The sequence below is a fragment of the Flavobacterium rivuli WB 3.3-2 = DSM 21788 genome (assembly GCF_000378485.1).
Classification (GTDB): domain Bacteria; phylum Bacteroidota; class Bacteroidia; order Flavobacteriales; family Flavobacteriaceae; genus Flavobacterium; species Flavobacterium rivuli.
On the sequence record NZ_KB899967.1, the window covers coordinates 250,559 to 273,909 of the forward strand.

Below are 23,351 nucleotides of genomic sequence, written 5' to 3' on the forward strand. Positions count from 1 at the left end.
AACTATCTGTAATTTGATATACTTTTGATGCAAGTAACCTTAAGGATACCAGGATGGAAATAGAGGAACTATCTACAGAGCAAAAAATAAAACACGTACAGGACACCTTATTTGTAATGAGCGGCAAATGGGAACTGCCCGTGCTTATAGCCATTAATGCCGGCAACATACGCTTTAAGGATTTGCAGCGCAGTGTACCTAACATTACTACTAAAGTACTTTCTAAAGAATTAAAAGACCTGGAAATAAACAAACTGGTAGTACGCACAATATATAATACATCTCCGGTAAGCATAGAATACAGGGTATCTCCTTACTGTAAAAGCCTGAAGCCCCTTGTAGACGAAATGATAAAATGGGGTTACAACCATCGTATAGAAATTAGCAAATAGCGATTAAATATGACACCCCAATTGATAATAGAACCCTGCACTAAAGAAAACGCTGCTACAATTATAAGTGGTATTAACAGCTATAACCTTAGCCAGATACCCGCTATTGCAAATACCTGGACACCCCTCGATTTTGTAATAAAAAATGAATCCGGGATAGAAATTGCAGGTATATTATCAGGAATAGGCTACTGGAACGGCCTTGATATAAAGGTTTTATGGGTAGCCGAAGCGTATCGTAAAACAGGAATAGGCAGCCTTATTTTAAAACATACCGAAGATGCAGCACGGGAGAAAGGAGCTACTGTTGCCATGCTTGATACCTTTGATTTTCAGGCAGAAGGGTTTTACCTTAAAAATGGTTATAAGGTTATAGGCGAGGTACAAAATTTTCCTCCGGGACACAGGCGTATCTATTTATCTAAAAAACTTTAAGTATATTATAGCTGGCTATAAAAAAAAAACGGGTCGGAATATATCCTTCACGACGCATCACAACTTTTATATCGTGCCCTAACGGGAGATTTAAAGGGTATGTTTTTTTTTATACCTTTGCCCCATGGAAAAAGAACACCAGATATTTGGCATCAGGGCTATTATAGAAGCTATACATGCAGGAAAAGAAATAGACAAGGTTTTTATACAAAAGGATGCCCAGGGCGACCTTATGAAAGACCTTATGAAGGCCATGAAGCAAAAAAGTATAAACTTTAGCTATGTGCCGGTAGAAAAACTTAACCGCCTTACCCCTAACAACCACCAGGGTGCTGTGGCAACCATTGCCCCTATTGCTTTTTATACTTTAGAAAAAATGGTTGAAGAAGTTTTGGAAAGCGGTAAGGTACCTTTATTCCTTATACTGGACCAGTTATCTGATGCGCGAAATTTTGGCGCAATTATCCGTACTGCAGAGTGTACCGGGGTTAATGGTATTATTATACAAAAACAAGGCTCGGCACCGGTTAACGGCGATACCGTAAAAACATCTGCCGGAGCAGTGTTTAATGTGCCTATTTGTAAGGTAGAGCATATTAAAGATGCTATCTTCCATTTGCAGGGATCGGGTATTAAGACCGTGGCTGCTACCGAGAAAACCGAAAGCAATATTTATGACCTTTCGTTAACCGAACCGCTTGCCATTATAATGGGCAGCGAAGACAGGGGTATTAACCCATCGGTACTAAAAATTGTTGATGAAAAGGCAAAGCTGCCTATGTTTGGTACAATAGGCTCACTAAACGTATCTGTAGCCTGTGGTGCTTTTTTATATGAGGTTGTACGACAAAGACAATAAATCCGGATTATTGGATTTTTAGAATATATTTTCTTAGAAGAAAGGGATTATTGAATGTAAAATTTCAATAATCCCTTTTTTATTTGTGCTATAACGCTTAGTAAGCCATAATAAGTTCTTTTATAAGTTCCCTCACTTTAGGCTCGGCAGCGCGGGCAGCAAGCAATACTTCTTCATGGCTTATTCCGGCAACATTACTTTGGGTATCGCCCATATCTGTTATTACAGAAATACCAAAACATTCCATATCCATGTGGCGTGCAACTATAACTTCGGGCACGGTGCTCATGCCCACACAATCTGCACCCAGAATTTTTACCATACGGTATTCTGAAAGTGTTTCGAAGGTAGGGCCCTGTAACCCCAGGTAAACACCGTCTTTTACTTCTATATTTTTAGCAGCAGCAATTTGTTTGGCTTGTGCTATCATGGCACGGCTGTATGGCTCGCTCATGTTTACAAACCGGGGGCCAAAACGCTCATCATTACGGCCGCGCAAAGGATGCTCCGGCATCATATTAATATGGTCGTATATAATTACAACATCGCCCACTTTATAAGCCGGGTTTACCCCACCCGACGCATTACTTACCACAAGCTTTTTTACGCCAAGCTGTTGCATTACCCTAACAGGAAAAGTAACCTCCTGCATAGTGTAACCCTCATAATAATGAAAACGCCCCTGCATTGCCACAACATTTAAGGCGCCTATTTTACCAAAGATGAGTTTACCACCGTGGCCGGCAACTGTTGTAACAGGAAAATTAGGCAGCTCATTATATGGGATAGAAAACGAAACATCTATATCATTGGTAAAATTGCCAAGGCCGGAGCCAAGTATAATACCATACGCTGGTTTAAAATCATATTTATCGGTAATGTATTTAACTGTTTCCTGTACTTTGTCCCACATAATTTAAAATAGTATTATCAAAATCGTTTCCGTTAATTATAAACTCGCTTTTTATAGGTAAATAATATAACCTGTTAGCAGGCAATTTACCTTTAAGGCGCATATAATCTTTCTCTGTAGTAATTATTATCCTGGCTAAAGAAATTTTGTTTAGCTCTTCAACCTCAACATCTGTAAAATCATGATGGTCCGGGTACTCCATGCAATCATCTCCGGGTTCCATAAGGTGGTCAAAAAAAGGCTGTGGTTTTGCAATTCCTGCCACAAGCACCTTAGGCGTATCAGACAGTGTTAAAATATCTACCGACTCTGTTTCAGAATATACTGCATCATCATAAGCAATCGTGGTAAAATATACTTTTTGGTTTAGTGCAGGGCTTAGTTTATCTGCAATCAGTTTTTGCTTCCGGGCAGATAAATTAGGCGGGCACTTAGTTACCACAATAACCCCTGCCCTTTTCGCGCCGCTTTTGCTTTCGCGCAGGTTTCCGGCAGGTAAAATATAATCGTTGGCATACAAATCACCAAAGGCTGTAAGCACTATATATAATCCTGCTTTTACACGGCGGTGCTGGTAAGCATCATCAAGCAATATAACATCCGGCTTTGGCGATAAAGACAGTAATTGCTCGATCCCATTTTTACGATTAGCATCTACCGCTACACGTATATTTGGAAATTTAGAATAAAACTGGTAAGGCTCATCGCCCAGTGTTTGTGCATTACTATTAGCACTTGCTAATACAAACCCCTTACTTTTGCGCTTATAACCACGGCTCAGTACGGCAACATTATAAAGGGGCGACAGCAGCCTGATAAGATATTCTGTTTGTGGGGTTTTGCCGGTACCGCCGGTACTAAGGTTGCCTACAGCTATTACCGGCAAAGGAAAGGTATATGATTTAAACACTCCTGTATTGAAAAAAAAATTACGCACAGAAGTTATAAACCAATAGACTGCTGAAAACGGAAATAAAATTTTTCTTAAAAAATTCATAGTGCTAAGATACTATATTAATTATTCTGTAAAGAATTGTAAATAATAAGCTGTTGTAAATTGCGATTTATGTAAATGTACTCAAATTAAATTAGTGTTAATTTACAATAGTGCCGGGTTTTATAACACAAAAAATATTTATATGCTAAAATGCATAAACTTTTATAGGAAACATTTGGATATGAAGCGCGTTTTTCATTTTTTTGCTGTGTCACATTTTAAATTAAAATTGCTACCATGAAAAAACTTATCCTTTCTGTTGCTTTATTAGCCGGAATAACTTTTATAGCCTGTTCTGACGAAGATAACGTATTCCCTACGGTAGCGTTTAGCGGGTGCCAGACTTGTGAGATAGCAGCCGACTCTTTATCTAACCTGCCTAATGAAAACTACGATATATGTGTAGGCGCAGGAGATACGCTTGTTTATGTGGGTGGCGCAAATACAGGGATACGCCCGGAGCGTTACTTTCAATTATTTTGTGACAATGCTTATGGCGAAGTTACCGATACTGTATCACCAGGCACACCAAATCCTACCTGCCTTACCTGTACATCATATATTGTAGGTACCGATACCATTCCTATACAGGAAGTTTGCAGGGCAACAGATGGAAAAGCAGTTATAAATGGTGTAACCCAAACTTTTGATTATGACACTTTTATTGCTGCACAGCCGTCTACCGGAAGAACCTGCCAGTAATCTAAATAATATACAACCAAACTGCCCCTATGTGGGCAGTTTTTTTATTTATACCTTAGCCTTACATTTATATATAGCATGAAAATAAAAGATATACTCGATATTCTCGAAACGATGGCGCCACTGGCTTATGCAGAAGATTTTGATAATGTGGGCCTGCTTACCGGCAATGTTAATGACAGTATAAAAGGGATTTTAGTTTGCCATGATGCGCTTGTAGAAGTTATAGACGAGGCTATAACTAAAGGCTGTAACCTTATAGTGTGTTTTCACCCCATTTTATTTAGCGGGCTAAAAAAAATTACCGGTAAAAATTATGTAGAACGTGCCGTTATAAAAGCCATAAAAAATGACATTGCTATTTATGCCGTACATACAGCTTTAGACAACCATAAACAGGGTGTGAATAAAATATTTTGTGATGCGTTAGGATTAACAGATACTAAAATATTAATTCCTAAAGAGAACTTTATACGTAAACTGGTAACTTACACTACTCCCGAAAATTATGAGGATTTACGCCGGGCTTTATTTGCAGCCGGAGCAGGAAGCATAGGCAATTACAGCAATTGCAGTTTTAACAGCACCGGAACCGGCACTTATAAAGGAAATGAAGACAGCAACCCGCAGGTGGGTAACCGAGGAGAGTTTGTGCAGGCTAATGAGATTAAGATTGAGGTTACTTTTGAGAAACACTTAGAGGGTAACATACTAAAGGCTCTTTTTGCCAATCATATATATGAGGAAGTTGCCTACGAAATTTACTCCCTTAGTAATACCCACCAAAACATAGGCCTGGGCATGACGGGCACGCTGCCCCAGCCTATGGATGAAAAAGAATTCCTGCAATTTGTAAAACAAAAAATGGATGCGCATGGTATAAGGCATAGTGCTTATACCGACAGGCCGGTAAGCAAAGTGGCAGTATTGGGAGGATCTGGCAGTTTTGCAATTAAAGCTGCAATAGCGGCCGGGGCAGATGTTTTTTTAACGGCTGACCTTAAGTACCACCAGTTTTATGAAGCTGAAAGCAAAATATTATTAGCCGATATTGGGCATTTTGAAAGTGAGCGTTACACCCAGAATTATATTGCCGAATATTTAGGGGCACATACGCAGGGAATAAGCATTACTATAACAGGGGTTGATACCAATCCTGTAAAGTATTTGTAATTAACCTATGTAAATAACATATTCCAAACAATTTTAAAGCCATCAATAAACCCTACGATAACCAATATTATAGCCAATAGCACTAAGCATAAAACTGCATAGCCAACTATTTCTGATACAAGCGTTTGTTCAATTTGATCACTTGGGATATTAGAGCCAAAATGCTTTCTTTTATATGTGGGTACAGTACCTGCAACCTGTTTGCTGTTAAACTCCAAAGCCTCCAGCTTGCGTTGCCCATATTCAGACAGCTTGGATTTATCGCCCCTGAATATCAATTCTTTTAATATTTGGTTACCTGAATAATTCACAGATTTCTCATACATTTCAACACATTTTTTATGCGCTCTTCGTCAGGCTCGGTTAATATCCAGTATTTACCCGCTGCGTCATAAAAGCCGGATTCATAATAGAGTTCTGCAAGCTTAAACCTAATTTGGGGTTCATCAGGGTAATGACCTAATAAATTCTTCAGTCTGTCGGCAGCCCTAAGCTTAAGTCCTTTATTTATTTCTACATCAATTTCAAAAAGTTTATCCTTTAAATCCATCACGAAAATAATTTGGTAATTAGCCGTAAATTTATAGAAATACAAATACATTTAACCCCCTTACCTGTCAACTTTAAAACTCCATTACACAAAATATTATATAGTTGTTTATCTTACGAAAAAAATCATTAATTTTGCATTCATTTTATTGGGAATAGAATACAAATCCAGTTAAGTACATATAAATATGGCGAATATCAAGGAACTAAGTGTGGAAGACAAATTAAGGGCACTTTATGATTTACAGTTAATTGATTCAAGAATTGATGAAATCAGAAATGTGAGGGGCGAATTACCGCTTGAGGTAGAAGACCTTGAAGATGAAGTGGCAGGATTAAGCACAAGGCTTGAAAAACTAAAAACCGACCTTGAATCTATAGAAGAGCAGATTAAAGAAAAGAAAAATGCTATAGATGACCACAAGGCAGCCATAAAAAAATACACAGAACAGCAAAAAAACGTACGTAACAACAGGGAATTTAACTCTTTAACTAAAGAAGTAGAATTTCAGGAACTTGAAATACAACTTGCTGAAAAACACATTAAGGAGCTTAAAGCTTCTATTGAGTTTAAAAAAGATACTATTGCACAGTCTCAGGAAAGGCTTGACTCTAAAAGCAACCACCTTGGCCACAAAAAGAATGAGCTTGACGCTATAATGAGCGAAACTCAAAAAGAGGAAACTTTTTTAAGCGAAAAATCAGCCGAGTATGAAGCTCAGATAGAAGAAAGGTTGCTTGCTGCTTACAAAAGGATCCGTGGCAGTGTAAGAAACGGCCTTGCCGTAGTAAGTATAGAAAGGGGTGCATCTGCAGGTTCTTTCTTTACAATACCACCGCAAACACAGATGGAAATTGCCGCCCGTAAAAAAATAATTACAGATGAGCACAGCGGAAGGATACTGGTAGACAGTTTACTTGCCGAAGAGGAAAAAGAAAAAATGGAGCAATTATTTGCTAAAATATAATACTGAAAGCTCCGCACACCGCGGAGCTTTTCTTTTAATTGCCATGCAAAAAATAATAAAGTTTATTGTAGCCAAGCTTTTGGGGCTTTACATTAATATTTTAAGCTACACCCGCCCCGCTAAGGCCAGCCGCCTGGCGTACAAGTTTTTTAGCGAACCCCGCAGCGGCAGGCTTATTAAAGACCAACTTCCGGATATACTTAAGGAAGCAGAAACCGAAATTATTACGCATAAGGACAGCGTTTTCCAGACATATACATGGAAAGGCACAACAGATTGTAAAGTAATACTGGTGCATGGCTGGGAAAGTAACGCATCGCGCTGGAAGCTTTTTATTACCTACCTTAAAAAAGCAGGCTGCACCATTATCGCTATAGATGGCCCGGCGCACGGGTTATCATCGGGTACAGAGTTTACAATACCACGCTACGCAGAGTTTATAGATATTATAGTACAACGGGAACAGCCGCAGTACATGGTGGGACACTCTCTGGGAGGCAGTACCGTTTTGTATTACCAAAGTCACTTTCCTAATGTAAGCCTGCAAAAACTGGTAATTATGGGAGCTCCATGCGATTTTACTATGGTAGTAGATAATTACATTGGGCTGCTTAGCCTTAACAGGAATGTGTTTACCTTGCTCAATAAACATTTTTTAGACAATCTTAATATTAAGACCGAAGAGTTTTCTGGCAGGCTGTTTGCCTCAAAAATTAAAGTGGAGGGATTAGTTGCCCATGATGAAGATGATACTACCGTTGCTTACAGCGAGGGTAAAAAAATAGCCGATGCCTGGCCACAATCCCAATTTATTTCTACTAAGGGATTAGGCCATAGCATGCACAGCGACGAACTTTACACAAAAATATATTCTTTTTTGTTTGATTAGTTTAACAGTTTCGCGATTGCCGTACAACTTCAAAACACTACCCTAAATTACCCGCTCTCAATAAAATATTTTAACTTTGCACCATGGAAGAATTAAAGCGCCTTAATAAATTTATTGCCGAAACGGGCTACTGCTCCCGCAGGGAGGCCGACAGGCTTATTGAAGAGGGACGCGTTACCCTTAACGGTGTTGTGCCGGAGATGGGTACTAAAGTGGGGCCGGATGATGAGATACGCATTAACGGCAAACTAATTGTTGAGAAAAGAGATAAACATATATACCTGGCTTTTAACAAGCCTGTGGGTATTGAGTGTACTACAAACCTTGATGTACATAACAACATTGTTGACTACATAAATTATCCTAAGCGCATCTTCCCTATCGGCAGATTGGATAAAGCCAGCGAAGGCCTTATTTTTATGACCGATGACGGCGATATTGTGAATAAGATTTTGCGTGCACGCAATAACCACGAAAAAGAATATATTGTAACCGTAAACAGGCCTATAACCGACAGGTTTATTCAGCGTATGGGCAATGGTGTGCCTATACTTGACACCATAACCAGACACTGTAAGGTAGAGCAGGTAAGCAAATACATTTTTAAAATAATACTTACGCAGGGCCTCAACCGCCAGATACGCCGCATGTGCGAATATCTGGGTTATGATGTTACAGTGCTTAAACGAACCCGTATTATAAACATATCGCTTGATGTACCTGTAGGCCGTTACCGCGAGCTTACCGCTGCCGAAATTAAGGAACTGAACACCCTTATAGAACCAAGCAGCAAAACAGAAGAAGCGAGCTTGCCAAAACCTGAGAGCAGGCCGGTTATTTCTCCCAGAAGAAATTTTGACAGGTAGATTTTATACCAATAGCTTAGTAACCCTATTAATAATTTTACTAAATTTGGTAAAAAGAAGTTATGCTTACCAAAGAAAAAATAATCGAAGCCATTAGCGATATGCCGGGCACCTTCTCGGTCGATGATTTGTTGGATAAAATAATGCTCATTCAGAAAATCGAAATTGGTATAGAACAATCTCAGGCAGGAACAACTTTTTCTACGAACGAGGCTAAAGAGCGCTTGGGAAAATGGTTGAGATAAGATGGACTGATCAGTCACTTATTGACATAGAAAATATAGCCGAATTTATTGCCAAAGATTCAGAAAGATATGCTTCCATACAGGTTGAGCGTTTTTTTCAGGAAACCGAAATACTTGTAACCTTCCCTGAGTCAGGAAGGATTGTACCAGAGATTAAGAACAAAGATATAAGAGAAATAATATTAGGAAATTACCGAATAATTTACCGCATTTTTTCATCATCAAAAATTGACATTCTTACCATTCACCACAGCAGCAGGCTTATTAAAAAAGATTCGCTTTTAAGGTAACTCTAAATCCACTACTTATTTGTAATTTCGAACGAAGCCAAGTTAAGGAATACAACCACAAAGAGGAATTAACTTTGCCGAGCGAAGATTTTAACTACCTATGAATGAGATTGCTTCGTGCCTCATAATGACAGAGTGTATAGAAAATTGCTGTAAATTTTACACAATCAGCAATCAATGACATACTTACAAACTAAGCATTTCTTTAAATAATGCCGACTGGCGGCGTGAAATCTCTACCTCTTCGCCACTTAACATTGTTGCCTTTAGCTTACCATTAAACCAGTTATCTACACTCTTTATGTATTGCAGGCTAACAATTTGCTGGCGGTTAGCCCTAAAGAAAAGGTTATGCGGAAGGCGCTCTTCAACCTGGTTTAGCGATTTGTAAATTAATGGTTTGCAATCCTTAAAATATACACGTGTGTAGTTGCCTACAATTTCAAAAAGATGGATATCGCTAATCTTTACAAGCCAGCATTTTTCGCCATCTTTAATAAATATCTGGCTGTTTTCATTAAGGTATTGTACTGCAGCAACCTCCTGCGTTGCAATTTTTTCTTTTACTTTCTCTACAGCATCGCTAAAGCGCTTTTGGTTTATTGGCTTTAACAAATAATCCAGCGCATTGTATTCAAAAGATTTTATGGCATATTCATCAAATGCTGTGGTAAACACAACTGCAGGAACATCGTCGAGCATTTCTAACAGGGCAAATCCATCTTTTTCGGGCATATTAATATCCAGAAAAATAAGTTGCGGCTGTAACTGCGTTATCAGCTCATAAGCGGTATCTACGTTTTCAGCCTCGGCAACAACATCAAGCTCAGGATGTTTTTTAATCAATTCCTTAAGTTCGTTACGCGCCAGTCTCGAATCTTCTACAATAATAACTTTTATGCTGCTCATGCCAGTGGTATCGTGATTTTAGCTTCTACAAAGGTATCTTTTTCCCTCAGTGTAAAATGGGTCCTGTTGCCGAATAATAATGAAAGACGCTGTTTGATGTTCTCCAGCCCTAACTTTGTATTTCCCTCGCCCATTGAGAGTGTGCCTGAATTTGCAACACATATAAACAATTGCTCGCTGGTTTTATCTACATCAAGTATAATTTCACCTCCTTGTTTAAGGTTGCTTATACCATGCTTAACAGCATTTTCTACAAGCATTTGTATGATCATGGGCGGTATAGAAATATTTAGCGTTTCCGGGTTAACGTTAATGGTAAACTTTAGCCTCTCCTCAAACTGAATTTTAGATATCTCTATGTAATTGTCTACCGTTTGTAGCTCTTCTTTTATAGATATTGTATTAACATCATTTTTAGTAAGGCTATAGCGCAGCATTTCGCTAAGGCGGGTTATCATGTCGCGGGCGCGGGTGGCATCTTCTAAAATCAGCCCTCTTATATTATTAAGGCTGTTAAACATAAAGTGCGGATTTATTTGCCCCTTTAATGTATTAAGCTGAGATTCACGAAGGCTCGACTCTAACTGTATCTGGTTAATTTTTACCTGATTAATGTAATGATACAACTTTATAGCTGTTATTATAAATAGCCAAATTAAAAAAATGGTGGTAAAAAATGGAATATTAGTAAGCTTAGTAGCAAAAGGTATACTGAGATCTTCCCCTAAATATTGTGTATAAACCAAACTTAACAGAGGCCATACAAGCAGGCTATAGAAAACCTGCATAACAATAAATACCGCAACCATAGCCCATATATTTTTTTTACGGAGATCGCCAAAATCTATCTGCCTTTCAAAAAAATAAAGTATGGGTATAGAAAGCATCCAGGCTAAAGCACCACATATAAGCCCTTCCCATACAAAATAATGTATTAAATTTAAATGGCTGTCTTTTGGCATACCTTCTGCCCTATATGATATTTTATCGAGCGTTAAGGTAAACAACACATAAAACAAAAAGCCTGTAAGGCTATAAACATGATATTTAACACTTTGTAATAACTTCATTCTTTAATTGTATAAAAATACCGGGCAACTGGGTTGCCCGGCTTATAATAAAATATTACAGTTGGCTGATTAATCCTGCTGTATACTAAATGTGGTGCCGAAAATTAAACTGGCGCCAAGATTGTACTGTCCGCGTTCCTGATTGATGAGATTAACGTAAAGTGATACCCGTTAGCAAAACAGGCTTACAACATAAACGATAGACTTGGCTACATAAACAAATACTGTTACCATAATAATTGTGTTTTAATTGGTTGATTGGTTGGGTCAAAAGTACAGCATTACTATTCTTACAAATACTACTTTATGACGAGTGGTTATTTTTTTATGACGAATGGCAAAAGCATTTGTTACAGCAAAAAACAATAAAAAAACACCTTAGTTAATTGATTAATACAATTTTTAATAACTTTAAAAAACTATTCAAATCAAAAAAATATTTAAAGTTCAGGCATTTAACAAATTTGTATCATGTATGTTCTTGTATTATCTTTGGTTGATATTTACAATATATAAGTATGGAAACGCAAAGCCTGGAAGAATTTTACAGAGAAAAAATACAAACATCTGTCCCTGCCGGAATAAACAGCAGCGTGGGCCACATGAATGTTTTTAGGCTCGAAGACTGCCTGCACGGCACGCCTGTGCGTTATGCGCGCCGTGACTATTATAAAATTACGCTTATAAGAGGCAAAAACCGTTACCATTATGCCGACAAAAGTATTGAGGTAGAAGGCACAAGCCTTATTTTTTTTAATCCGCAGGTGCCATACACTTGGGAGTCGCTTGGTGATGACACTACAGGTTATTTTTGCATTTTTACCCCTGCTTTCTTTACCGAGAAATCGCGTACACTATTGGCAGACCTGCCCATGTTTGCCCTTGGCGGTAAACCATCTTATGTACTAAATACAGAACATGAGCAAAAAATCAGTGAACTGTTTGAGAAGATGCTCGAAGAAATAAACAGCGACTATGCTTTTAAATATGACCTGCTACACAGCTACCTTAACGAGATGATACACCTCGCACTCAAGACAGAAGCAGCCGTTAATATTTATGCGCACCCTGATGCTAATTCCCGCATTACGGCTGTGTTTAATGAGCTGCTTGAAAGGCAGTTTCCTATAGAAACCCCTGTGCAGCGTTTTACCATGCGATCTGCGGCAGATTATGCCAGTAATCTGTCTGTACATGTTAACCACCTTAACCGGGCTATTAAAAACACTACCGGTAAAACCACAACAGCTTTAATAAGCGAAAGATTATTAAGCGAGGCCAAGGCATTGCTAAAGCATACCGACTGGAATATTGCAGAGATTAGCCAAAGCCTTGGCTTTGAAGAAGCTGCGCATTTTAATAACTTTTTTAAGAAAGCGACTACCCTTACCCCATCAAAATTCCGTACTGTTTGAAATGCGCAATCATTGGTTTGATGCTCGTAATTTAAACTGACTGCCAACATCTTAACTTTGTACTACAATTTAACAAGTACTTAGTTATGCAAAATAAAATCATTAAAACCTGGTTTATAACCGGCGCGTCTAAAGGGCTTGGCCTTACCCTGTTAAAACAACTTTTAGCAGCCGGGCAAAATGTTGCTGCAACATCGCGCAACATTAATGAGCTTACTAAAACTGTGGGCGACGCAGGTAACAACTTCTTACCGTTACAGGTAAATCTTGCAGATGACGCCTCTGTAAAACAGGCTGTAGAGCAAACCAATACCACATTTGGCTCTGTAGATGTTTTAATAAACAACGCAGGCTACGGCATAGGCGGAAGTTTTGAAGAACTTACCGATGCCGAAATTCGCAATGCTTTTGATGTGAATGTTTTTGGCACGATTAATACCATTCGCCATGCATTACCTATTATGAGGCAGCAGCAAAGCGGGCATATAATCAACATTTCATCTATTGCCGGTTTTTCGGCAGCTACAGGCTGGGCTCCGTATGCAGCAACCAAGTTTGCCATTACCGGCCTTACCGAGGTACTGGCAGATGATGTCAGATCTTTTGGCATTAAGGCAACAGTAGTGGCACCGGGTGCTTTTCGCACCAGCTTTTTAACCGATGATTCATTAGCATTGCCCCAAAACCCTATAGCTGCTTATGCAGATATAAGGGCATCGCACGAGCGTTACCTTACAATGAACGGCCAGCAGGCAGGCGACCCCGAAAAAGCTGCAGCTATTATGATAGAGACCGGCTTTAACCCCAACCCTCCCGTTCATTTATTTTTAGGCAGCGACGCATACAAGCGTGCATTACTAAAAATAGAAAGCCTTACTAAAGAAATAGAATCGCTTAAAGAAGTAACAACATCTACAGATTATTAATCATCACAAAATTAAACAATTATGAGCACTAACAAAACATGGTTTATCACCGGGGCATCTAAGGGCTTTGGTTTACTATTTGTACAACAATTACTGGCTAAAGGCGATAATGTTGCCGCTACATCGCGCAGCATAGCAGATTTGGAAACAGCCGCAGGAACCCACCCTAACTTTTTACCGCTTGAGGTAGACCTTACAAACGAGCAAAATGTTGCTACAGCCATTAACGCTACTGTCGATAAATTTGGTAAGCTGGATGTAGTAGTAAACAATGCAGGATATGGGTTGCTTGGCACACTTGAAGAACTTAGCGATGCCGAATCGCGCGGTAACTTTGAGGTAAATGTTTTTGGGTTACTAAACGTTATACGCCAGGCAATGACCCATTTAAGGACACAGGGCAGCGGGCATATTTTTAACATATCCTCTATAGGCGGGTTTACAGGAAACTTTCCCGGCTTCGGAATTTACTGCGCTACAAAATTTGCAGTTGCAGGATTATCTGAATCATTGGCCGCAGAGGTTAAAGAATTTGGCATCAACGTAACCATAGTACTGCCGGGTTACTTCCGTACCAGCTTCCTTGAGGCAGGCTCGCTTGCTGTTCCTAAAAATACTATTGAGGCTTACAAATCTACGAGAGAGTCTCAGGAGGCACATCAAAAACAAATTAATGGTAACCAGGCAGGCGACCCGGAAAAAGGTGTTGCAGAGATCATTAAGGTAGCCGATGCTCCTAACCCGCCATTATATTTATTTTTAGGTAGCGATGCTGTAAGTTTGGCTCATACTAAAATTGCAGCCGTTGATACTGAAATTGCCGAGTGGAGAAGCGTTAGTGTATCTACAGATTTTTAATTCAACAGAATTTATCTTAAATTTAAAAACATTTATTAGCAGGATTTCTTTCATAAAAAAGAGACCCTGCTTTTTTTGTTAAATTAGATGGTTTTTGGAATTTTAAGCAGAAAACACCTTTAAAGTAATAGTCAATTATACCATTATATAATTCTTACAGGATAAATTTTGATCATATTAAGTTAATATAATATCGTTTATTGTGATAATCATATAATTATGACTTATTTTCCTACTAAATATAACATAAGTGCTAAATTTAGTGATAATTACAAATCACTCATTTTAAACCAGTTAAGTTTATATATTTGAGAACCAACATATAATAAGTTAAGCTATGAAAAAAATTACTTGTTTGGCAACATTCTTAATGTTGTTGCCGTTTGCCGTTTCGGCTCAGGACTGTGCTGCTGTTGCACCACCGTACACTATCGACTTTGAATCGGTTACAACACCTGCCCTACCCGCCTGTACAACACAGAGCGTAGGTTTTGGCAGCCAGTGGTCTACCGCCGAGAATCCCGGGAACGGATTTACAACCAAGGTCCTGAAACGTCCTGCAACATTTGAAACTTCTCAGTCTATATTTGTAACCCAGGGCGTACAGCTTACTGCAGGAACCTACTATAAAGTACAATATACTTACGGTAACGACAGCACCACAACTACAGAGAGCCTTATAACAACCCTGAGCACCAGTGCAGATGGGTCTGTAACGACCGGTACTATTGGCACGCATGCAGCTATTACAGGTGGTACGCCAACAACCTTTAGAGCAGATCCTCTTATAGTTACAACGTCCGGCGTTTATTACCTGGCATTTAATGCTAACAGCGCACCAGAGCAGGGCAACCTTTATTTAGATAATATAGAAATTACAGAATGGAGCTGCCAATTACCTACAAATGTTACTGTTAGCGGCTTAACTACAACTGCTGCCACTTTTTCATGGACGCCACCCGCAGATAACACCAGCTACCAATATTTTTACTGGTACAGCGAATCGAGCGAAATTCCGGCAGGCGGGCCTCCGGCACCTGCGGGAGTTACAAGTGTTAGCGTTACAGATCTTGAACCCGGCACAACATATTACCTGTTTATAAAAAACCAGTGTGGCCCAACGATGAGCGACTGGACAGAGCCACTTGCTTTTACAACCCCTACCTGTGCAGCCACAACAGCACCATATACGCTCGATTTTGATTCGGCCGTAATACCTGCTTTGCCGGAGTGTACGTCTGTAGGTACTTTTGATACCGGAAATAACTGGCGTACGGCGGCAAGCCCGGGATCTGGTTTTGACAGTAATGTTTTATGGTATCCTGACAGCGACGAACCGGCAGACTCATGGTTCTTTACACAAGGTATAGAATTAGTAGCGGGTACAGCCTACAGGTTTTCTTATAAATATGGAAACGACAGCACAACCACTACCGAAAGGTTAAGGACCGTAATGCTAACCAGCCCTAATGCAGATGCTGTTGAGGATAATTACCTAACAGACCACCCTGAAATTACAGGCGGTGTACCCGTTGAGTTTAGCTTTGGCAGCCCCATAACCATAAGCGCAACCGGTGTATATTATTTTGGTTTCAATGCATACAGCCGGTCTGAAGAAGGAAGCCTTTATGTAGATAACATTGTAGTTGAAGAATGGATTTGCGGCACACCTCAAAACCTGACAGCTGATAATGTTACAGATAGCACTGCAACTCTTAACTGGGAAGCACAAAGCGAACCTACAACAATAGGCTACTTTTACGGTTACAGCACTACTAACACCCCACCTGAAGATATACAACCGGCAACAGGCACCGGCCTTACTGCAAGCCTTAGCAACCTTGCCCCTTTCACTACTTACTATGCTTATGTAAGAACATTATGCGGCCCTGTATGGAGTGACTGGGTTGTTACTGAATTTACTACAGATGCGCTTAACGGCACAACCAAAACAAGTTTTAACAACTTTAAAGCATACCCTAACCCTGTTACTAATATCCTTACTATAGATAATGCCACAGCTATAGATAAAATAGAATTATACAACCTTACCGGTCAATTAGTTATTAAGCAAAACTTAGGCTCTACAAGTGCTAATGTTAGCCTTGAAAATTTATCATCTGGTGTATATTTACTTACTGCTTATGCAGGGGAATCATCTAAAAAAGTGAGGATAGTAAAACAATAGTTACACACTTGTTTAAATAATATACAAAGCCTCTGCGGTACGCAGGGGCTTTGCTGCTTTACAGACGTAATGTTTAGATAAAATGAGTACAACGTTATTATTACAATTCCTGTTAAAATACCTACTGATGGGTATTTTTTATTTACAAACAAAGTCATTACTTTGCGCCTACAAAAACCAATTAACAAAAAAAAAATGAAAAAAATTATTTTATCGGCTGCTCTACTAATGGCAGTAGGATTTTCGGCAAAAGCGCAGGAAGACGTTAAATTAGGCATAAAAGCAGGTGTAAACTTTGCAAACTTTGGCGGAGACGTAGAAGATGCAGACTCAAGGACCGGCTTTCATGCAGGTGTTGTAGCTGAATTTAAACTTTCTGAAAATTTCTCGATCCAACCAGAATTATTGTATTCTCAAATGGGTTCAAAATTTGAAGCAAGCGGAAGTTTTGCCGGAGTTGCTTACAGTTTAGAGCAAACTTCAAAATTTGATTATTTATCATTGCCAATACTTGCAAAGTACTACATTATAGAAGGCTTAAGCATTGAGGCAGGCCCACAGGTTGGCTATTTATTAAGTGCTAAAAATGAAGTTAAAGGATCTGGCTCAGACGAACTATTAACATCAGGCGATGTTAAAGACGGATCAAAATCGGTAGATTTTGGTTTAGCCGGTGGCCTTGCTTATGACCTGCCAATGGGTGTATTCTTCCAGGCAAGATATTATGCAGGCATTTCGAACGTTAATGATGGCGATGGCGATCTTGATGTAAAAAACTCAGCACTGCAACTGTCTGTAGGCTATAAATTCTAATCCGGAATTAAACTTAGGTTAAAAGGCCCGGCTTAATTGCTGAGCCTTTTGACATTTTAAGATATACAACAAAATAAACATCAGACATTTACCATAATTACAACAATTTTGTTCAAAATAATATAAAAATACCTACTAATAGGTATTTTTTATTTGATAAAAAAAGCATTACTTTGTTACACCAACAATTTTAAAGAACAAGTTATAAGTAGAAAAAATTCTGATTTAGTATTTTAATTTGAGTTAAAAGCCTTCCCTAACCGGAAGGCTTTTTGAATTTACAGAATGTTTTATTTATTTAGCAATACTTAATAATTTTACACGGCATACATAGTGCTGGGCAGTAATGTATAAATACCCGTTATCACCAAAAGCGCAATTACTTGTTGGCACACCTGTCTCTATTTTTCCAAGCAGCTTTCCTGAAGCAGATATAACCACAATACCATTAGCAGCCCCGGCATATATGTTTCCGTTAACATCTGCCTTCATACCATCGGCTGCGGCATTGCCAAGTTTATCTTTTACGGTATTAAAATCAAAAAATATTTTACCCTTACCTACAGTACCATCTTTATTTACCGGGTAAGCCGTAATATATGGTACAGACCCGTCGCTTTGGCTCACGTACAACAGCTTTTCATCGGGCGAAAGTGCAATGCCGTTAGGACGTTTCAGGTCGGCTACAATTTGCTTTACAGAGCCATCCGGTAAAACGCTGTACACCCCATTTTGAGTAATCTCGCGGTTAGCGGTATCGTTTTCACGATTGGGCAACCCGTACGGTGGGTCGGTAAAAAAGTAAATGCCGTTGCTGTGCTGGCAAATATCGTTAGGCGAGTTAAAACGCTTTCCCTGCCACTTATCTGCAATTGCTATTTTCCCGCCCAGTTTAAAGTTCATTTTAGTAATGCGGCGGTCGCCATGCTCGCAGGCCACAAGTTCGCCGGCAAGGTTTACCATAAGCCCGTTAGAGCCGGGCTCGTCGCTGTACTGCCCTAACCCCGTGTAGCCGGAGGGTTTTAAAAATTCGGTAAGGCCTGTTTTATCATCCCATTTAAAAATGGTATTGCGTGGGGCATCGCTAAACAGAAGGTAACCGCCATCTTTAACCCACACCGGCCCCTCGGCCCATATAATATTACTGGCAATAGCCTCTACTTTAGCATCGGCAGGAACAATGCTGCTAAAAGAATTATCGTAGCTTATTATTTTACCCATTGCAGGATATACTTTTTGCGCTTTGGCACTAAATGCGCCAAACAAAATAAGCGCAGGAAAGAGGATTTTTTTCATTAGAGACAGATGTTATTTTGGACTCGCAATTTAAAATTTTTAAAGGCAGAAGCCCCTTAAATAAGCCCTAAAATAAATAATGTTATGATTGTAAATCATATTTTAAAAATTCTACATTTGCCGCATCAATAAAAAATCATCAATTACAAAGAATGAAAAAAATTATTTTATCGGCAGCGATGCTGCTTGCAATTGGCTTTACAACTAAAGCACAAGACACTAAGTTTGGTATTAAAGCCGGTTTAAACGTAGCTACCTTAACAGGAGATACAGGTAACGACGTTAAATCAAGAACAGGTTTTCATGCGGGTGTGGTCGCAGAATTTAAAGTAACACAAAACTTTTCTATCCAACCGGAATTATTGTATTCTGAACAAGGAGCTAAAGAAAAAGGATATACCTATACAGATGGTTATTACCTTGACTATACTGCGACTACAAAACTTGATTATATTAACTTGCCTGTTTTAGCCAAATATTATATAATAGAAGGTTTTAATATAGAGGCAGGACCACAGATTGGCTTTCTTGTGAACTCTAAAGTTGAGGGAGAATTTAATGGCCCGGTTAGTGGGACTATAGAATCTGATATAAAATCTCAGGTAAAATCGGTAGATTTTGGCCTGGTGGGTGGCCTTGCATACAATTTTCCTAAAGGTATATTTTTTCAGGCACGTTACAACGCAGGGTTATCTAAAGTTAACCAGGGATACGGCAAAGCAAAAAATGGTGTAATCCAGTTTTCCGTAGGATATAAATTTTAATATGCCGCGCATTTAGTAAACAGGCCTTTCCTTAACCGGAGAGGCTTGTTTGTTTACAAACTTTGCTAAATTATTGCCTGAAAATAAGAACAAGTATTAATATTTCTGAGTTTATTTGCAGCAGTTTTAATTACCGTAAATGAAAGTTATTACTTTACTGCTCCTGCTGCCATTACAAATAATCCTTGCGCAGGAGGTTATACCTGTGCCCCTGCCTTATGTGGAAGATTTTGAATCGGAAATTGTAAACCAGATACCAAAATACACCTACAGGGAAACCATTACCGGAAATAGTTGGCTTGTAGCACCATGCCTAACCGGTACCTACAACGGCAAAGTACTTAAATATACCCCGGCTTATGAAAGAGCCAACGCATGGTTTTTTAGTAAACCCGTTTATCTTACTGCAGGCCATCAATACACTATAGAATATTTTTATGGCAACAACAGCCCCATGACTGCAGAAAAATTCAGGGTTACTTTAGGCATGAAGCCTAATGCAGCATCGGCTACCATTTTAGTAGAGGAACACAATAACGTAAAGGGTGCTAATCTTAATCGTGAAATATGCTCTGGCGTTACTGTCCCTGCAACCGGCATTTACTATATAGGCATTAACGCACGTAGTGCTTCTTATCAGGGAGAATTATATATTGATGATTTGATGGTAAGGGAGTGATTTCTAAAACGATTTAATAACTATTGGAAGCAAGTATTTATAATAATTTTAACTTTATTTGCACAAACAAATACCACCAATGAAAAAAATTACCTTTTTATTATTACTTTCCTTAGCCACTCAGTTAATTGAAGCCCAGGAATGCAGCCCTGTTACTTTACCATACACAGAAAATTTTGACAATGTGGTTTTTCCTGCCTTGCCCGAATGTACATCGATACAAACCATATCAGGAACAGACTGGGTTACCGGACACGGATTTCATAACCCGACAGATTTTATGTTACAATATATTGGCAATGATGAAGATGCCGATTCCTGGTTTTTTACCAGACCCATTACATTAATTGCAGGACAGTATTATAAGTTAAAATATACCTACTGGACACATAGCAATGAAACGTCTCAAAATTTTAAGGTTACTCTTGGCACAGCTCCTAATGCAGAAGGCGTAATGACAATTATAACCCAACATACTGATGTAAGCGGAACTTTGAGCACCACCACTATGGCTCCTGCTATAAGCGTTGCCGAAACCGGAACGTATTACATCGGCATTAATGCACTGAGTGAAGCGAACCAAGGGGATTTAATTATAGATAATATCGAAATTAACAGTTGGGGAAGTTGCGAGAGGCCATTACAGTCCAGGGTAAGTAATGTATCTGACACAGGTGCCCTTGTAAGCTGGATGAATTCGCAAACTATGGAAACTGTTAGTGGCTATACGTATGCTTACAGTACTACAAATTCAACACCTTTAAATGGTACTTTTACAGCAAATAATAATATTCAGCTTACCAATCTTGAACCTAATACTACTTACTACTTTTTTGTGCGCACTAATTGCGGCCCGGTAGATAGTGACTGGAATTCTTTCCTTACGTTTACAACGGCGCCATGCCCGGCTGTAAATTTACCCTATACTATAGATTTTGAGTCATCAACAGCACCGGCATTTGATGAATGCCTTACGCCTGTAGGTAACGAAACGTACATGCCTTATGTAGAGAATAATCCCGGCTATGGTTTTACAAGTAACACGCTTACAATTCCTTCATCGGTTAACGTAAATGGCAGCTTACAGCTCATTAGCCGAGGCGTATATCTTGAACAGGGAAAATATTATAGGGTAAGCTATAAGTATGGCCTTAACACTGCAAATACATCTGCAACCTTAAGAGCATGGATGAAAGACAATTACAACATTTCAAATCTTAACTCTACAACATTTAATATTGGGTGGCATCAGCAAGTAGAAGATAACAGCCCTCATTTATACTCTCTTAATACATTAACTCCTTTACGATCTGGTATACAATATTTTTCTTTCGAGGCGTATAGCATTTCCAGTGAGGAAAAAGTTTATGTAGATAACTTTTTAGTAGAAGAGCTATTATGCGAAAAGCCTGAACTACCTACTCTTTCTCCCGTTAATACAAGCACGGTATTTATTAGCTGGGCCATACCCAACTTAGTTACTGAAGGCGTTGCTTACAGATATCAATATAACAACAGTACAAGCGATACACCACCATCTGAAGGTACAAATACAAGTAATACTACTGTGAGGCTAAATAACCTGACACCTGATACTACCTATTATTTATTTGTAAGGACAAGTGTAGACCAGACTGTTTTTAGCGACTGGATTACTATACCTTATACAACTACGGGGATTATATTAGAGAACAATGCGGCTGTAAAAAGTAACGTGATTACATTTCCTAATCCGGTAAAAGACATTCTAACTATTAATGGCACAGATACAATTGATAAAGTTGAACTTTACAACATAACAGGACAATTAATTTACAGCAACAAAATAAACGCTAAAGATGCTGTTGTACATATGGAAAAATTTGCAGCAGGGGTGTATACACTTAGTGTATATAGCAATGGTGCAATAAAAAAACAGACCATTATTAAGCAGTAAATATTTTACGAAATTATATTGAGAAGCAGTGGGGCAACCTACTGCTTTTTTTATTTAAACGGATTTAGCTTAAGATAGCTAAATTAAAGTGAATTAACAAAAGCAGAAAAAAATTTAGTACATTAGCTGTAAATCAACAAAATAGAACTTAAAATTTTGTCTTTATAAACTTTACATTAACCTTACTATACTTTTCTATAATAAAATATTACGAAGTAATTAGCACTGTATTTGTTATGACTATCCTTATGGTAAATAATAGTGAAAACAGTAGTAATCTACCTGATGCTACAGGCACTTAGCATACGACTATGCAGGCACATATAAAACTTGAAGATTATTTAGCTTTAGGCCTAAATAAAGAAATTGCTTTTTTTACAATTGTAATTACCCCAAGTGCTACTAATCCCGCAATTAACCCTATACCAAATTCTTTAATAACAGATGGAACGTTAGGCAGTAAATGATGGATATATTCTATATTGTGAACAAATATTCCGCCAGATACCAGTAGCAAGGCAATAGTACCTACAACTGCTAAAAACTTAATTACCCAAGGCAGGAGTTTAACCAATAAATTACCAAGTTTAGATAAGAACCCTTCATTTTTACTTCGGTCTATAAGCTTGTATCCGGCATCATCCATACGTACTATAAGGGCCACAATACCATAAACGCCTATAGTAGCCAGTAAAGCCACTATAGAAACCGTGATGATCTGGGTTGTAAGATCCTTACCCATTACTGTGCTTAGTGCAATAATCACGATTTCTACCGAAAGGATAAAATCTGTAGTGACGGCAGACTTAATTTTTGATTTTTCCTCATCTGCAGGCTGTTCAATTACTTCTTCGCCGGTAGTATTTTCCGCATGTTTTTTATGAAAAAAGTATTCTACAATTTTCTCTACACCTTCATATGCCAGATAAAAACCCCCTAAAATGAGAATATACGTAATGGCAATAGGGAAAAAGTAATTCAGCAAAAAAACTACGGGCAGTATAATTACTTTATTAAGCAACGAACCTTTTGTTATTGCCCATAATACGGGTAACTCTCTCGATGCCAGGAAGCCCGTTGCTTTCTCGGCATTTACGGCAAGGTCATCTCCTAATATCCCGGCAGTTTTGCGTGTTGCAATTTTAGCGCTTACCGCTACGTCATCCATTAGTGCTGCTATATCATCTAAAATTGCAAAAAAACCTGAAGCCATACGAGT

General features: G+C 38.7%; 24 protein-coding genes and 1 pseudogene. 18 read left to right on the forward strand and 7 right to left on the reverse strand.

All coding sequences use genetic code 11. The annotated features are described in order from the left end of the window. Positions 1 to 53: 53 nt before the first annotated feature. The 3 genes from F565_RS0104595 (at position 54) to rlmB (ending at position 1,686) form a co-directional block, all read left to right on the forward strand. Complete coding sequence (locus F565_RS0104595; RefSeq protein WP_020212024.1) at positions 54 to 392, forward strand: winged helix-turn-helix transcriptional regulator; 339 nt, start codon at positions 54 to 56, stop codon at positions 390 to 392. A gap of 9 nt (positions 393 to 401) precedes the next feature. Beyond that, on the forward strand, positions 402 to 827 hold the full coding sequence (locus tag F565_RS0104600; protein WP_020212025.1) for a GNAT family N-acetyltransferase: 426 nt from the start codon (positions 402 to 404) through the stop codon (positions 825 to 827). A gap of 124 nt (positions 828 to 951) precedes the next feature. Then, entirely contained in the window at positions 952 to 1,686 is a 735-nt protein-coding gene (gene rlmB, locus F565_RS0104605) for a 23S rRNA (guanosine(2251)-2'-O)-methyltransferase RlmB (RefSeq protein WP_020212026.1), read from the forward strand. A gap of 97 nt (positions 1,687 to 1,783) precedes the next feature. On the opposite strand, the gene F565_RS0104610 is transcribed toward rlmB, so the two are convergent. Together F565_RS0104610 and lpxK are read right to left on the reverse strand one after the other, a co-directional pair. After that, positions 1,784 to 2,599 (reverse strand): purine-nucleoside phosphorylase, encoded by an 816-nt coding sequence (locus F565_RS0104610; protein WP_020212027.1) that lies wholly within the window; start codon positions 2,597 to 2,599, stop codon positions 1,784 to 1,786. Continuing rightward, complete coding sequence (gene lpxK, locus F565_RS0104615; protein ID WP_020212028.1) at positions 2,571 to 3,596, reverse strand: tetraacyldisaccharide 4'-kinase; 1,026 nt, start codon at positions 3,594 to 3,596, stop codon at positions 2,571 to 2,573. The genes F565_RS0104610 and lpxK overlap by 29 nt, the downstream gene beginning before the upstream one ends. A gap of 237 nt (positions 3,597 to 3,833) precedes the next feature. Between lpxK and F565_RS0104620 the strand changes: the two genes are divergently transcribed. Beyond that, on the forward strand, positions 3,834 to 4,298 hold the full coding sequence (locus F565_RS0104620) for a hypothetical protein (RefSeq protein WP_020212029.1): 465 nt from the start codon (positions 3,834 to 3,836) through the stop codon (positions 4,296 to 4,298). Between the two features lie 78 nt (positions 4,299 to 4,376). After that, positions 4,377 to 5,471 carry a Nif3-like dinuclear metal center hexameric protein gene (locus tag F565_RS0104625; protein WP_020212030.1) on the forward strand — a complete coding sequence of 365 codons (1,095 nt, stop codon included), beginning with the start codon at positions 4,377 to 4,379 and terminating at the stop codon, positions 5,469 to 5,471. Positions 5,472 to 5,476: 5 nt separating this feature from the next. On the opposite strand, the pseudogene F565_RS23380 reads toward F565_RS0104625, so the two are convergent. Next, a pseudogene (locus F565_RS23380) lies at positions 5,477 to 6,072 on the reverse strand (DUF6584 family protein). A 136-nt stretch (positions 6,073 to 6,208) separates the two neighbouring features. Between F565_RS23380 and F565_RS0104640 the strand changes: the two are divergent. From F565_RS0104640 to F565_RS0104660, 5 genes are all read left to right on the forward strand, one after another. Further along, on the forward strand, positions 6,209 to 6,988 hold the full coding sequence (locus tag F565_RS0104640; protein ID WP_026299884.1) for a zinc ribbon domain-containing protein: 780 nt from the start codon (positions 6,209 to 6,211) through the stop codon (positions 6,986 to 6,988). 43 nt (positions 6,989 to 7,031) lie between these two features. Further along, entirely contained in the window at positions 7,032 to 7,877 is an 846-nt protein-coding gene (locus F565_RS0104645; protein ID WP_035642980.1) for an alpha/beta hydrolase, read from the forward strand. Positions 7,878 to 7,960: 83 nt separating this feature from the next. Then, the gene (rluF, locus tag F565_RS0104650) at positions 7,961 to 8,743 is read left to right on the forward strand and encodes a 23S rRNA pseudouridine(2604) synthase RluF (protein ID WP_020212035.1); all 783 of its coding nucleotides are present in this window, start codon (positions 7,961 to 7,963) and stop codon (positions 8,741 to 8,743) included. 62 nt (positions 8,744 to 8,805) lie between these two features. Then, a complete protein-coding gene (locus F565_RS0104655; RefSeq protein WP_020212036.1) occupies positions 8,806 to 8,988 on the forward strand; it encodes a hypothetical protein in 183 nt (60 codons plus the stop codon). Next, the gene (locus F565_RS0104660) at positions 8,976 to 9,278 is read left to right on the forward strand and encodes a type II toxin-antitoxin system RelE/ParE family toxin (protein ID WP_020212037.1); all 303 of its coding nucleotides are present in this window, start codon (positions 8,976 to 8,978) and stop codon (positions 9,276 to 9,278) included. Before F565_RS0104655 ends, F565_RS0104660 begins: the two co-directional genes overlap by 13 nt. A gap of 186 nt (positions 9,279 to 9,464) precedes the next feature. On the opposite strand, the gene F565_RS0104665 is transcribed toward F565_RS0104660, so the two are convergent. Then, complete coding sequence (locus F565_RS0104665) at positions 9,465 to 10,187, reverse strand: LytR/AlgR family response regulator transcription factor (RefSeq protein WP_020212038.1); 723 nt, start codon at positions 10,185 to 10,187, stop codon at positions 9,465 to 9,467. Then, on the reverse strand, positions 10,184 to 11,257 hold the full coding sequence (locus tag F565_RS0104670) for a sensor histidine kinase (RefSeq protein WP_020212039.1): 1,074 nt from the start codon (positions 11,255 to 11,257) through the stop codon (positions 10,184 to 10,186). The genes F565_RS0104665 and F565_RS0104670 overlap by 4 nt, the downstream gene beginning before the upstream one ends. Before the next feature lie 518 nt (positions 11,258 to 11,775). On the opposite strand from F565_RS0104670, the gene F565_RS0104675 reads away from it, so the two are divergent. The 5 genes from F565_RS0104675 to F565_RS0104700 all read left to right on the forward strand — a co-directional run bounded on the left by F565_RS0104675 (position 11,776) and on the right by F565_RS0104700 (position 17,457). Continuing rightward, the gene (locus tag F565_RS0104675; protein WP_020212040.1) at positions 11,776 to 12,672 is read left to right on the forward strand and encodes a helix-turn-helix domain-containing protein; all 897 of its coding nucleotides are present in this window, start codon (positions 11,776 to 11,778) and stop codon (positions 12,670 to 12,672) included. An 86-nt stretch (positions 12,673 to 12,758) separates the two neighbouring features. Then, on the forward strand, positions 12,759 to 13,598 hold the full coding sequence (locus F565_RS0104680) for an SDR family NAD(P)-dependent oxidoreductase (RefSeq protein ID WP_020212041.1): 840 nt from the start codon (positions 12,759 to 12,761) through the stop codon (positions 13,596 to 13,598). Positions 13,599 to 13,619: 21 nt separating this feature from the next. Further along, positions 13,620 to 14,456: an SDR family NAD(P)-dependent oxidoreductase gene (locus tag F565_RS0104685; protein ID WP_020212042.1), complete on the forward strand. Its 837-nt coding sequence runs from the start codon at positions 13,620 to 13,622 to the stop codon at positions 14,454 to 14,456. Between the two features lie 337 nt (positions 14,457 to 14,793). Further along, positions 14,794 to 16,644 carry a T9SS type A sorting domain-containing protein gene (locus tag F565_RS0104690; protein ID WP_020212043.1) on the forward strand — a complete coding sequence of 617 codons (1,851 nt, stop codon included), beginning with the start codon at positions 14,794 to 14,796 and terminating at the stop codon, positions 16,642 to 16,644. 195 nt (positions 16,645 to 16,839) lie between these two features. Further along, positions 16,840 to 17,457, forward strand: coding sequence for a porin family protein (locus F565_RS0104700; RefSeq protein WP_020212044.1), 618 nt, complete (start codon positions 16,840 to 16,842; stop codon positions 17,455 to 17,457). Between the two features lie 294 nt (positions 17,458 to 17,751). Here the strand turns inward: F565_RS0104700 and F565_RS0104705 are convergent, their stop codons facing one another. Beyond that, a complete protein-coding gene (locus tag F565_RS0104705; RefSeq protein WP_020212045.1) occupies positions 17,752 to 18,753 on the reverse strand; it encodes an SMP-30/gluconolactonase/LRE family protein in 1,002 nt (333 codons plus the stop codon). Positions 18,754 to 18,905: 152 nt separating this feature from the next. Here F565_RS0104705 and F565_RS0104710 point away from each other — a divergent pair, with 152 nt between their 5' ends. The 3 genes from F565_RS0104710 to F565_RS0104720 all read left to right on the forward strand — a co-directional run bounded on the left by F565_RS0104710 (position 18,906) and on the right by F565_RS0104720 (position 22,132). Then, complete coding sequence (locus F565_RS0104710; protein ID WP_020212046.1) at positions 18,906 to 19,517, forward strand: porin family protein; 612 nt, start codon at positions 18,906 to 18,908, stop codon at positions 19,515 to 19,517. Between the two features lie 139 nt (positions 19,518 to 19,656). Then, positions 19,657 to 20,196 (forward strand): hypothetical protein, encoded by a 540-nt coding sequence (locus F565_RS0104715; protein WP_020212047.1) that lies wholly within the window; start codon positions 19,657 to 19,659, stop codon positions 20,194 to 20,196. Between the two features lie 79 nt (positions 20,197 to 20,275). Next, positions 20,276 to 22,132: a fibronectin type III domain-containing protein gene (locus F565_RS0104720; protein WP_020212048.1), complete on the forward strand. Its 1,857-nt coding sequence runs from the start codon at positions 20,276 to 20,278 to the stop codon at positions 22,130 to 22,132. Between the two features lie 337 nt (positions 22,133 to 22,469). On the opposite strand, the gene F565_RS0104725 is transcribed toward F565_RS0104720, so the two are convergent. Then, positions 22,470 to 23,345 carry a DUF808 domain-containing protein gene (locus F565_RS0104725; RefSeq protein ID WP_020212049.1) on the reverse strand — a complete coding sequence of 292 codons (876 nt, stop codon included), beginning with the start codon at positions 23,343 to 23,345 and terminating at the stop codon, positions 22,470 to 22,472. Between the last annotated feature and the right edge of the window lie 6 nt (positions 23,346 to 23,351).